General features: G+C 61.7%; 8 protein-coding genes. 2 read left to right on the top strand and 6 right to left on the bottom strand.

What is annotated here, in order from left to right:
• Positions 1-38: 38 nt before the first annotated feature.
• A complete protein-coding gene (locus tag HX899_RS34750) occupies positions 39-1,334 on the bottom strand; it encodes an MFS transporter (protein ID WP_138331679.1) in 1,296 nt (431 codons plus the stop codon).
• A gap of 129 nt (positions 1,335-1,463) precedes the next feature.
• Here HX899_RS34750 and HX899_RS34745 point away from each other — a divergent pair, with 129 nt between their 5' ends.
• Positions 1,464-2,042 carry a TetR/AcrR family transcriptional regulator gene (locus HX899_RS34745; RefSeq protein ID WP_138331678.1) on the top strand — a complete coding sequence of 193 codons (579 nt, stop codon included), beginning with the start codon at positions 1,464-1,466 and terminating at the stop codon, positions 2,040-2,042.
• A gap of 2 nt (positions 2,043-2,044) precedes the next feature.
• Here HX899_RS34745 and HX899_RS34740 read toward each other — a convergent pair whose 3' ends face one another.
• Positions 2,045-2,842 (bottom strand): class I SAM-dependent methyltransferase, encoded by a 798-nt coding sequence (locus HX899_RS34740; RefSeq protein ID WP_138389571.1) that lies wholly within the window; start codon positions 2,840-2,842, stop codon positions 2,045-2,047.
• Between the two features lie 179 nt (positions 2,843-3,021).
• Positions 3,022-4,002 carry an aldo/keto reductase gene (locus tag HX899_RS34735; RefSeq protein WP_138331677.1) on the bottom strand — a complete coding sequence of 327 codons (981 nt, stop codon included), beginning with the start codon at positions 4,000-4,002 and terminating at the stop codon, positions 3,022-3,024.
• A gap of 224 nt (positions 4,003-4,226) precedes the next feature.
• On the opposite strand from HX899_RS34735, the gene HX899_RS34730 reads away from it, so the two are divergent.
• Complete coding sequence (locus HX899_RS34730; protein ID WP_181294558.1) at positions 4,227-5,855, top strand: AMP-binding protein; 1,629 nt, start codon at positions 4,227-4,229, stop codon at positions 5,853-5,855.
• A gap of 44 nt (positions 5,856-5,899) precedes the next feature.
• On the opposite strand, the gene HX899_RS34725 is transcribed toward HX899_RS34730, so the two are convergent.
• The 3 genes from HX899_RS34725 to secA all read right to left on the bottom strand — a co-directional run bounded on the left by HX899_RS34725 (position 5,900) and on the right by secA (position 11,492).
• Entirely contained in the window at positions 5,900-7,177 is a 1,278-nt protein-coding gene (locus HX899_RS34725; protein ID WP_138331675.1) for a GNAT family N-acetyltransferase, read from the bottom strand.
• Positions 7,178-8,593, bottom strand: coding sequence for a lipopolysaccharide biosynthesis protein (locus HX899_RS34720; protein WP_138331674.1), 1,416 nt, complete (start codon positions 8,591-8,593; stop codon positions 7,178-7,180).
• Positions 8,594-8,774: 181 nt separating this feature from the next.
• Complete coding sequence (gene secA, locus HX899_RS34715) at positions 8,775-11,492, bottom strand: preprotein translocase subunit SecA (RefSeq protein WP_181294557.1); 2,718 nt, start codon at positions 11,490-11,492, stop codon at positions 8,775-8,777.
• Positions 11,493-11,714: the final 222 nt, after the last annotated feature.

Genomic DNA, 11,714 nt, shown 5'->3' with positions numbered 1-11,714 from the left:
AGATCCGGCCTCGCGTCGAGGCCGGATCCTGTCTGATATCAATGGGCGGCGGCCGGTGCCGGGCTGCTCAGGCCGGACTTCTTCAGCGTGATCGCCAGGATCGAGGCCAAGAGGCAGAAGGCGCCGGCGACGAAGAATGCGGGCAGGTAGCTCGAAAGTTCCGTACGCGAGAGGCCGGCGCCATAGGCGGCGGTGGCTGCTCCCAGCTGATGGCCGGCGAAGACCCAGCCGAAGACGAGGCCGACCTTTTCGGGGCCGAAGCGATCGGCGGCGATCTTGACGGTCGGCGGCACGGTGGCGATCCAGTCGAGGCCGTAGAAGATGGCGAAGATGGAGAGGCCGTAAAAACTGAAATCGCTGAAGGGCAGGTAGAGCAGCGACAGGCCGCGCAGGCCGTAATACCAGAAGAGCAGCCAGCGATTATCGAAGCGATCGGACAGCCAGCCGGAGCCGATGGTGCCGAAGAAATCGAAAATGCCCATGACGGCCAGCACGCTGGCGGCGGCCACCGGCACGATGCCGAAATCGCCGCAAAGGGTGACGAAATGAGTCTGGATCAGGCCGTTGGTGCTGAGGCCGCAGATGAAAAAGGTGGCAAAGAGGATCCAGAAGGTCGAGGTCTTCGAGATTTCCTTAAGCACGGTGATCGGCGTCATCAACGCGACGCCAAGCGAGGTGCTTGCCGGTGGCGGCGTCACCTGCGTCTCACCGAAGGAGGGCAGGTTGAGGTCGGCCGGACGGTCGCGCATGAAGGCCAGCACGGCAAGGGCTGCGACCATGATCATGGCGCAGACGAAAAACACCGTCGAGCGCCAGCCGTAGCGCTCCGTCAGCTCCGCCATCAGCGGCAGGAAGACGAGCTGGCCAGTGGCCGAGCTTGCCGAGAGCATGCCGACGACGAGGCCGCGATGCTTGGTGAACCAGCGGCTGGAGACCGTTGCGGCGAGCACCATGGCCGTCAGACCCGTGCCGAAACCAACGACGATACCCCAGAGCAGCAGCAGCTGCCACAGCGTCGTCATGAACAGCGAACCGACGAAGCCCGCGCCAATCAGCGCCAGTGCGAAGACGATGACCTTGCGCACGCCGAAATAATTCATGAAGGCGGCGGCGAACGGACCCATGAAGCCGAAAAGGATCAGGCGAATCGCAAGGGCCGAGGAAATCTGCGAGGTCTCCCAGCCGAACTCATCCTGCAGCGGTTTGATGAGCACGCCAGGTGCGCCCATGGCGCCGGCGGTGACCAGCATGGTGAGGAAGGTCGCGGCAACGACGACCCAACCGTAATGGATGTTGCGCCGGGCAAGGGTGGAGGCGAGGACGGTGGAAACCATGGGCAAGATTCCGTTTGAATTCAGGTTTTAGGAGATACTGGACCGATTTACATGATGGCCATCATATTTCTTGCGTATTGATGATGGACGTCATATATTTTGTCAAGCGACTATTTCTGGAGATGACAAATGCGGGTCAGCCGCGAAAAATTTGCCGAAAACCGCGAAAAGATCCTGATCGTTGCCGGCGTGCTTTTCCGCGAAAATGGCTTCGACGGGGTCGGCGTCGCCGACATCATGAAGGCGGCCGGGCTGACGCATGGCGGCTTTTACGGTCACTTCGGTTCGAAGGACGACCTGGCGCTTGAGGTCAGCCGCAAGCTGATCGACAAGGTCGAGACGCGCTGGAAGGAGCATATCGCCGAATCGCCGGACCGGCCGCTGGCAGCGCTTCTCGATCATTATATCCACTGGCGCACGGTTGACGATCCGGGCGGCAGCTGTGTCTTCGCAACGCTGATCCAGGAAGTCAGCCGCAGCCGCGGCGCGGTCCGCGCGGTCTTCAGCGACGGGCTGTCCGTGCTGGTCGACACGCTTGCCGATATCGTTCCCGGCGAAACGGAAGAAAAGCGCCGCGCCAATGCGACGACTACACTGTCATCGATGATGGGGGCCGTCATTCTTGCCCGTGCGGTCGAGGACAGGGCGCTTGCCGAGCAGTTTCTGGTGACGATGCGCCGGCAGCTCGATCCTGAAAGCCAGACATAATCTCAGTCGCGAAAGGCGATGAGCGCGTTGCTCTCGACGATCTCGGTGAATTTCCCCTTCGGCGAGAGCGCGGTGAGTTCGCTTCGCAGCACCTGCTCGAATTCCATCATCCTGTCGCCGAGCGCCTGTGGCGAGGTGACGGACATGGAGAAGGCGCGGCCGACGATCTCATCGGCATTGATCACCCGCTCAGCGACGACGCCGATGCGTTCGAGGTTGCGGAAGGTCGAGCGCAGCAGAAATTCCTCGTGCTTTATCCAATCCGGCCCATGGTGAAACTGCCGGTCGGTCCGCATCCGCTCCGGTGAAAAGGTCTCAGACACCCTCTCCATCGCCTCGCGCCAGGCAGGTGAAGAAGAAATGTGCCGGTCGCCGAAAAGAGCGACCGCTCCGCCGGGCTCGGTCAGTGTGTCCAGCGTCGACAACGTGGCGGCGCGATCCATCCAATGGAACGAGCGGCCCATGGCTGTCATCTTCAGCGGCCCGAAAGAAGGGCCGAGGTCATAGGACGAAGCGAGAATGAACTTCGCGTCGACTCCGGCCGCGATGGCATCTTCTCGCGCGGCGTCGAGCATTTCAGGTTCAGGATCGAGGCCGGTGACATCGGCGTGGGCGAGGCGTGCGAAGGCGATGCCGATCTGGCCCGGGCCGCAGCCGAGATCGAGCACATGATCGCCAGGCTGAAGGTCAATCCTAGCGACCACGCGCTCGATCAGCCTGTCGGGATAGGGAACGCGGAAACGGCTGTAATAAGCGGCGGTGGTGCGGAAGCGGCGGGGCTCGAAAGGAATGGTGGTCATGGCGAACGATTCCTCGATGTCTAAGAACATTCGCTAGGACCGAATCATGACTGCCTTGTGATGACTTGTGCCCGAGGCAGTCACTTGACCGATGGAAGAAGAAGGGGCAGCCGGACGATGAGGCGATCCCAGCCCTCCACGAGTGAGGAGAACTGGGAGAAAGCGGCGGCAACCGCTGCTTACTTGAAGCCGGCGATGGCGTGCGGGATGTAGGGTGCCTCCAGTGCCGCGATTTCCTCGGCGGTAAGCTTGACCGAGAGCGAGGCAACGGCGTCCGTGAGGTGGTTCGGTTTGGACGCGCCGATAATTGGGGCGGTCACCGCACTTTTCTGCAGGATCCAGGCAGTTGCGACCTGGGCGCGGGAGATGTTGCGGGCCCTGGCGATTTCGGCCACGGCCCCGACGATCTTGCGGTCGGCATCGATGGACTGGGTGTAGAGCGTCTTGCCGAATTCGTCGGTTTCGCTGCGTGCCGTCGTCTCGTCCCAGTCGCGGGTCAGGCGGCCGCGGGCAAGCGGGCTCCAGGGGATGACGGCGATCTTCTGATCCTCGCAAAGCGGCAGCATTTCGCGCTCTTCCTCACGGTAGAGCAGGTTCAGGTGGTCCTGCATGCTGACGAATTCGGTCCAGCCGTTCAGCCTGGAGACGTAAAGCGCCTTGGCGAATTGCCAAGCATACATGGAGGAGGCGCCGATATAACGGGCCTTGCCCGATTTGACGACGTCGTGCAGCGCTTCCAGCGTTTCCTCGATCGGCGTCGTGTAGTCGAAGCGGTGGATCTGGTAGAGATCCACGTAGTCGGTGCCGAGGCGACGCAGGCTGTTGTCGATCTCGTCGAAGATCGCCTTGCGCGACAGGCCGGCGCCGTTCGGGCCCGGCCGCATGCGGTTGAACACCTTGGTCGCCAGCACGATGTCCTCGCGTTTGGCGAAGTCTTTTATGGCCCGGCCGACGATCTCCTCTGATGAACCATTGGAATAGGTGTTGGCGGTATCGAGGAAATTGATGCCGAGGTCGATCGCCTGCTTGATCATCGTCCGGCTTTCTTCTTCCCGCAGGCTCCAGGCATGATTGCCGCGGCCGGGATCGCCAAAGGTCATGCAGCCCAAGCAGATCTTCGATACTTCGAGACCGGTCTTGCCAAATTTTGCGTATTCCATGAAACGACTCCGTGATGAATTGGATGACCCCAGGCGGCTTTCCATGATTTAGCGCGAGATGGCCAAAGTCGCAGGGCGGCAAATGAAGAATCTATGCTGCATGCGCACAATGATCCGTGATCGAGACTTCTGAAGCCGCGCTCATCGCCGTCGATTCTGGCTGCAGCTTGCACATCCGCGCCGCAAGATGTTAGCTGATGCAGCATTTTTATCGGAATCCGACCATGCAACTGCCGTCCCACGATCGCTATGACGATCTTTATCGCGATTTCTCCTGGCGGATTCCGGAGGATTTCAATATCGGCCGCGCCGTCAGCGACGACTGGGCGGCGAGAGATCCGGAGCGTGTCTGCCTTGAGCATTTCAGCCCCGATGGCGATCATCTTTCGCTGACTTACGGTGAGCTTGCCGGCGCCTCGTCCATGTTCGCCAATGCGCTGGCTTCGCTCGGCATTAAGCGAGGCGACCGCGTCGCGCTGCTGATGCCTCAGTCCTTCGAGACCGTGGTCGTTCATGTCGCGATCTACAAGATGGGCGCAATCGCCTTGCCGCTGGCGCTGCTCTTCGGCGTCGAGGCGCTCGAATACAGGCTGAGGACCTCAGGTGCGGTGGCAATCGTCACCAATGATTTCGGCCTTGATCGCGTCCGGAAAATTCGCGATCGGCTGCCGGAGCTTCGGCATGTGATCAGCCTCGATAGTGCTCTCGATGCTCTCTCCTTTGCCGATCTGATCGTGTCATACGAGCCCTTCTTCAAGGGAGAAAAGACGTCTCCCGACGATCCAGCGCTGATGATCTTCACCTCGGGAACGACGGGGCCACCCAAGGGCGCGTTGCATGGCCATCGCGTCCTGCCCGGCCATGTTCCCGGCATGCAGTTCGCCCATGAGGGTTTTCCGCAACCGGACGATAAGGTCTGGACGCCGTCCGACTGGGCCTGGGCCGGCGGGCTGCTCAACGCGCTGCTGCCGAGTCTTCTGCTCGGTATTCCCGTCGTTTCGTCGCCGGCGCAGAAATTCGATGCCGGCATGGCCTATCGCATCATGGCCGAAATGAAGGTGCGCAATGCCTTCATTCCGCCGACGGCGCTGAGGCTGATGAGATCCGTTGCCGATCCGCGCTCGAAATATGATCTGGTGCTGCGCACCATCGGCTCGGCCGGGGAGGCGCTCGGGCGCGAGACCTATGAATGGGCGCGCCATACGCTCGGCATCACCGTCAACGAATTCTACGGCCAGACGGAGTGCAATTTCGTGCTTGCGTCGAGCGCTGCCTATGGCGTCACTAAAGCGGGCGCCATAGGGCGGGCGGTGCCCGGGCATCGCGTCGCGATCGTCAGCGAGACGGGCGACGAGTTGCCCGTCGGCGAACCGGGCCAGATCGCCATCGCCAGTCCCGATCCTGTCATGTTCCTCGGCTACTGGGACGACACGGTGGGGACGGACCGAAAATTCGCCAAAGGCTGGCTGCTCACCGGCGATATCGGCCGGCAGGACACCGAGGGATATGTGACCTTCGAAGGGCGCGACGACGATGTGATCACCTCGTCGGGATATCGCATCGGCCCGGCCGAGATCGAGGACTGCCTGATCGGTCATCCCGCCGTGCAGCTTGCCGCCGCCGTCGGCAAGCCCGATGCCGTGCGCACCGAAGTCGTCAAGGCCTATATCGTGCTTTCACCAGGCCATCATCCAAGCGAGGCGTTGGCTGCCGACATAAGGGAATGGGTGAAGACGCGGCTTTCGATGCACGAATATCCGCGCGAAGTGGAATTCATCGATGCATTACCGCTAACCACCACCGGCAAGGTGATCCGCCGGCTGCTGCGCGAAAAGGCCGCCAGCGAGGGATAGAGCATTTCCGGACGCAAAAACACTAGGCACTTTTGCTGGAATGCTTAGCCTCGACCGGCAAGCGACATGATCTTCTCGCGCAGCATCTTCGCCATATTGCGGGTGCTGCGGTACATGTGGAGCTGGGCGGTGACCTGGCGCATGTCGCGGTCGCTGTTCTGCGTCAGGCCGATCACCAGCGTTCCCATTTCCTCGCGCTCCTGCCAGAAGCGGCTCATGATCGGATGATCCGAGACGGCGCAGGAATCCGAGCGGACGATATTGGCGTCATCGAGATGCCATTCGGTGAGTTCGCTCATCAGCAGCTTGCCTGGCGAATAGCGGGCATAGTTTTCGTCGTAGGCGGTCTTCCAAGTATAGGCCTCGCCGCCCATCATCAGCACGACGATGGCGGCGATCGCCTTGCCGTTGAGGTCGATCGTGTGAATACGCACGGCATCGACGGCGGCAAGGTTCGACACCGCCTCGCGGGCGAAGGCCGTGTGATAACGATCGGTGACGAGAGCGCTTCGCCGCTTGCCCTTCCAACCGCCGGCTTCCATCGCCAGGAATTCCTCGAAGCGGGTATGGATTTCGCGCGGCTGGCGGGCGACGGCATAGACCGCGGTTCCCTGTTCCTCCAGCAGGCGCCACTGGCGGCGCATCTCGCGCATATGCGAGGAGGAGATGGTTTTGCCGAGATAGACCGGCGCCTCTTCCTCGCTCTGCAGCATCGGGCGCAGGTAGGGATTGGTAACGGTGACGGGAAGATTGCGGCTGAGCGCAACGGCCTTGACCATGCGCACGAAGATACCGTTCAGCCTGAGATCCGGCAGGACCATTATGGCGGGCAGATTGAGATCACGGGCGGTCAGCCCCTCGAAGAGATTGTCGAGGGTTTCGGCGGCATCCTCGCCATCGACGAGCGGCGTGCCGAGCGGACCGAAACTGTTTGACCAGCCGCGGATGATCGACGGGCCGACGGCAAAGCCCGGCTTGTCGACCGAAAACGGCAAGAGGAAGCGCATGCGGCTGCGACCGGCATTGTGGTCGCGGATCAGGGCGAAGTTCACCTGCCGGTCTTCGAGCCGCGGCATGGCGGGGGCGAGGAAGCGGCCGGAGAAAAAGACATTCGGTTCCATCGCCCGGTTGGAGAGGAAATCGAGCTCATCCTGAAGCTCATAGCCGAGTTTGCCGGGATAGAGGCAGAGCTCGCGCCCCGGCCGGCCGATCTCGGCGCGAGCCTCGGCCTGCGGCGCTTCGAAATGCAGTGCTGCGAGATCATGCACCATGCGGTTTGCGGCGCTGTCGGTGCTTTCGGTAACGGGGGGAACACGCACCATCTATCGAACTCTCATTTCTGGCGTTGCGGCGGAGGGGCTGGCGAAGGCGAAAAGAACGATGGCGAGGGTGCGGCGCACGGCGACATGCAGCAGGATTGCCTCGACTGCCATGGCAGAGGCCGTGGCGATCGCCGTGCCCTCGATGCCGTAATGCGGGATCAAAGCGAGGTTGAGGCCGACATTGGCCGTCAGTGCGCCGGCATAGAGCGCGACGCAGAGGTTCTGCTTGCCTGCCATCATCAGCAGCGTTTCGGCCGGGCCGACCAGCGATTTGGCAAGGATGCCGGCGAGCAGGATCGCCATGACCAGATAGCCCGATGTGAAGGCGCCGCCGAAGAGCGACAGCAGCAGATGACCGGCCGCAAGCACGACAAGGCCGACCCCGAGCGCCGGCCAGAAGGTCCAGCGGGCGGCGTCGATGGCTGCGGCTGCCAGCTGGGCGTGGTCGCCTTCGGCGATGATCGAGGAAAAGCGCGGGCCGGAGGCCGCCTTGACCGAGAAATTGATGAAATGTACCAGCGCCATCGTTTTGGCGGCGGCGAAGTAGATGGCGACGTCATGCGGCTCGAGGAAGATGCCGACGACGACGACGTCGGAATTGGTTAGCAGGAAGCTCACGCCCTCGATCAGGAAAATCGGAAAGGCGACGCTGAACCAGGCGAGGAAATCGACCTTGCGTGGGCCGTCGTCATAATGCCGGCGAAGGCGGTAAAGCGTTGCGGCATACTGGCCGAGAGCGGTGACGTAGGTGGCGGCGAGCGCTGCCTGCATCGCGGTGACGGCTGTGTGCTCGGCGCCGATGGCAATCGCGATCAGCATGAAGAGGATGATGAGGATCGGGCGGACGATATAGACCGGGCTCAGCGCCATCACCGGCCAATGGTTTGCCCGTGACGTGCCTTCGAGAATGTCGCCGAGCGCGATCATCGGCATGGCGAGCAGGCCGATGAAGATCGGGATGAGATAATAGACCTGGATCATATCGCCGAAGAAATGCAGCCCGAGCATGCCAGCGGCGAGCACCGCCGTGCCGGACAGCAGCGCAAAGATGCGCGCCGTGCCGGTCAGGCCGCGGATTTCCTCGAAAGCGCCCGCTGCCCTGTATTGCGGCAGAAAGCGGACTATCGCGGTGTGGAAACCGAGGCATGAGAGATCGCCGAAGACGACGACCAGCACCCAGACGAAAACGAAGATGCCGTATTCATATTCGCCCATCAGCCGGGCGAGCACGATCTGGGAGACGAAGGCGAGTGCGGCGCTGAGGATACGGATCGAAAAGGCCGTCAGTGCCATACGCTGGGCGGCCGCCCTCTCACCGCGCTCGGTGAGCACGGCAGCAAGCAAACGCAGCGTGCGGCCGCCGATCGGGCGCAGACCCGCGGGCAGCATCTTCTCCGCTGTTTCTATGACCGCCATGATGAACACGCAAAACTCTGAGGTCAGGCAAATCGCCCCTGAAGTCTTGACAGAACAGGGTTAAGAAACGGTTCCGGATCGGGTCTGCTGTCCAACGCTGAAATTCTGGCTTTCCGGCATTGCCGCAGAAAAGAAAATGCCGCCCGGAGGCGGCATTTTCGCGGATCTTTGCGGGCCTGCCTCAGACCTGCTCGAAGGCGCCGTGGCAGTGCTTGTATTTCTTGCCGGAGCCGCAGGGGCAGGTCTCGTTGCGGCCGACCTTGCCCCAGGTGGCCGGGTCAGCCGGGTTGCGGTTTTCAGGAGAAACGATGACTTCCGATGCCTGGTAGATCGCCGGCGCGAAATCGTCTTCGCCGGTCGTCGGATCCAGGTGATGGGCCTGCATCAGCGGCGGTTCAGGCTCGGCAGGGGCCTGCTGCACCAGTTCGACGCGCATCAGCTGGGCAGTGACGGCCTCGCGCAGATTGTTGAGCAGCGCCGTGAAGAGCTCGAAGGCTTCCGACTTGTATTCCTGCAGCGGATCGCGCTGGGCATAGCCGCGGAATCCGATGACGGAGCGCAGGTGGTCGAGGTTGACGATGTGCTCGCGCCAGAGATGATCGAGCGTCTGCATGACGATCGAGCGTTCGACATAATGCATGATGTCGTCACCGAAACGCTCGGCCTTTTCCGTGAAGGCGGCATTGGTGGCTTCCGTCAGGCGCTCACGGATATCGTCTTCGCCGATACCTTCTTCCTTCACCCAGTCCTCGATCGGCAGGTCCAGATTGAGAATGTTCAAAGCACCGGTCTTCAGGCCGGCGGCATCCCATTGTTCGGCATAGGCGCGTTCGGGGATATGCTTTTCGACCATGTCCTCGATCACCTCACGGCGCATGTCGGAAACGGTCTCGGAAATATTGGTCGATTCCATCAGTTCGAGGCGCTGCTCGAAGACCACCTTGCGCTGATCGTTGAGAACGTCGTCATACTTCAGGAGGTTCTTGCGGATGTCGAAGTTGCGGGCTTCGACCTTCTTCTGGGCGCGCTCCAGGGCCTTGTTGATCCAGGGATGGACGATCGCCTCGCCCTCCTTGAGGCCGAGCTTGGTCAGCATGCTGTCCATGCGGTCGGAGCCGAAGATGCGCATCAGGTCGTCCTGAAGCGAGAGGTAGAACTTCGAGCGGCCGGGGTCGCCCTGACGGCCGGAGCGGCCGCGCAGCTGGTTGTCGATGCGGCGGCTTTCATGGCGTTCGGTGGCGATGACGTAGAGGCCACCGGCTTCGAGCGCCTTTTGCTTGAGTTCCTTGATCTCCTCGATGATTGCCTGGATCCGGGCGTCACGCTCCGGACCGGCTTCGACTTCGCCGAGCTCGCGCTCGATGCGCATGTCGAGGTTGCCGCCGAGCTGGATGTCGGTGCCGCGGCCGGCCATGTTGGTGGCGATGGTGATGGCACCCGGCACGCCGGCCTGGGCGACGATATAGGCTTCCTGCTCGTGGTAGCGGGCGTTCAGCACCTTGAAGTCGTCGAAGCCCTGCTTGCGCAGGCGCTCGGCGAGCAGTTCCGATTTCTCGATCGAGGTGGTGCCGACCAGCACCGGCTGGCCGCGCTTATGGGCGTCGAGGATCTCTTCGATGATCGCCTTGAACTTCTCGTCGAAGGTCCGATAAACCTCGTCGTCCTCGTCGAGGCGCTTGATCGGCAGGTTGGTCGGGACCTCGATGACATCGAGATTGTAGATATTGGCGAATTCTTCCGCTTCCGTCTGCGCCGTGCCGGTCATGCCGGCGAGCTTGTCGTACATGCGGAAGTAGTTCTGGAAGGTGATCGAGGCCAGCGTCTGGTTTTCCGGCTGGATCTGCACCTTTTCCTTGGCTTCGAGCGCCTGGTGCTGGCCTTCCGAATAGCGGCGGCCCGGCATCATACGGCCGGTGAACTCGTCGATGATGACGACTTCGTCGTTGCGGACGATATAGTCCTTGTCGCGCTGGAAGAGCTTGTGGGCCTTCAGCGCGTTGTTGACGTGGTGGACGATCGCAACGTTCTCGATGTCGTAGAGCGCGTTGCCCTTCAAGAGGCCGGCTTGGCGGAGCAGGTTTTCCAGCTTCTCGGTGCCCTCTTCGGAGAAGTTGGCGGAGCGCTGCTTCTCGTCGATCTCGTAATCGCTGGGCGCCAGCAGCGGAATGTAGGCGTCGATCGTATTATAGAGTTCGGAGCGGTCGTCGAGCGGACCGGAGATGATCAGCGGCGTGCGCGCCTCGTCGACGAGGATCGAGTCCACTTCGTCGACGATCGCGAAGTTGTGGCCGCGCTGAACCATCTGGTTCTTCTCGTACTTCATGTTATCGCGCAGATAATCGAAGCCGAGTTCGTTGTTGGTGGCGTAGGTGATGTCGCAGGCATAGGCCGCGTGGCGTTCCTCGTCGGAAAGGCCGTGGACGATGACGCCGGTGGTCATGCCGAGGAAGCCGTAGACGCGGCCCATGGTGGCGGCATCGCGCTGGGCGAGGTAATCGTTGACGGTGACGACGTGCACGCCCTTGCCGGAAAGCGCGTTCAGGTAGACCGGCAGGGTGGCGACGAGGGTCTTGCCTTCGCCGGTCTTCATCTCGGCGATCGCATTCGAATGCAGGATCATGCCGCCGACCAGCTGTACGTCAAAAGGTCGCAGGCCGAGAACGCGGCGCGAGGCTTCGCGCACGACGGCAAAGGCCGGGATCAGAATGTCGTCGAGCGTCTTGCCCTCGGCGAGCAGGGCGCGAAACTCCACGGTCTTTGCCGCGAGCTGCTCGTCCGTCAGGGCCTTCGTCTTCTCTTCGATAGAGTTGATGGCAGTGACGTTCGGCTGGTAGGACCGCACGCGGCGGTCGTTGGAAGACCCAAATAACTTGCGGGCTATACCGCCAAAGCTGACCATATGACTGGCCCTTTCTCAATATTCATCCCCGGCGTTTCTTGTCCGCGGCCCAGCCGAAAATCAGGCGCGCGCCTTAAAACGCCCGGAAACTGTTCTGGACGCGAGGTTGCGTGACAGATAAGAGGGGGGTCGAATGATGTCAACGGATTTGGCGGATACAGAAAGGCCACAATCCGGTGTTGATGGCTTTTTTGAGCTGGATTCAGGGGATGCTGAAACCGG

The organism is Rhizobium sp. WYCCWR 11146 (assembly GCF_013591995.1).
GTDB lineage: Bacteria > Pseudomonadota > Alphaproteobacteria > Rhizobiales > Rhizobiaceae > Rhizobium > Rhizobium indicum.
The sequence above is the reverse complement of the archived record's forward strand: the minus strand, read 5'-3'. Positions and strand labels throughout refer to the sequence as shown.

Coding starts and splice junctions, on each gene's coding strand:
- secA (WP_181294557.1), bottom strand. CDS start 11,492: ATGGTCAGCTTTGGCGGTATAGCCCGCAAGTTATTTGGGTCTTCCAAC.
- HX899_RS34725 (WP_138331675.1), bottom strand. CDS start 7,177: ATGGTGCGTGTTCCCCCCGTTACCGAAAGCACCGACAGCGCCGCAAAC.
- HX899_RS34735 (WP_138331677.1), bottom strand. CDS start 4,002: ATGGAATACGCAAAATTTGGCAAGACCGGTCTCGAAGTATCGAAGATC.
- HX899_RS34730 (WP_181294558.1), top strand. CDS start 4,227: ATGCAACTGCCGTCCCACGATCGCTATGACGATCTTTATCGCGATTTC.
- HX899_RS34720 (WP_138331674.1), bottom strand. CDS start 8,593: ATGGCGGTCATAGAAACAGCGGAGAAGATGCTGCCCGCGGGTCTGCGC.
- HX899_RS34750 (WP_138331679.1), bottom strand. CDS start 1,334: ATGGTTTCCACCGTCCTCGCCTCCACCCTTGCCCGGCGCAACATCCAT.
- HX899_RS34745 (WP_138331678.1), top strand. CDS start 1,464: ATGCGGGTCAGCCGCGAAAAATTTGCCGAAAACCGCGAAAAGATCCTG.
- HX899_RS34740 (WP_138389571.1), bottom strand. CDS start 2,842: ATGACCACCATTCCTTTCGAGCCCCGCCGCTTCCGCACCACCGCCGCT.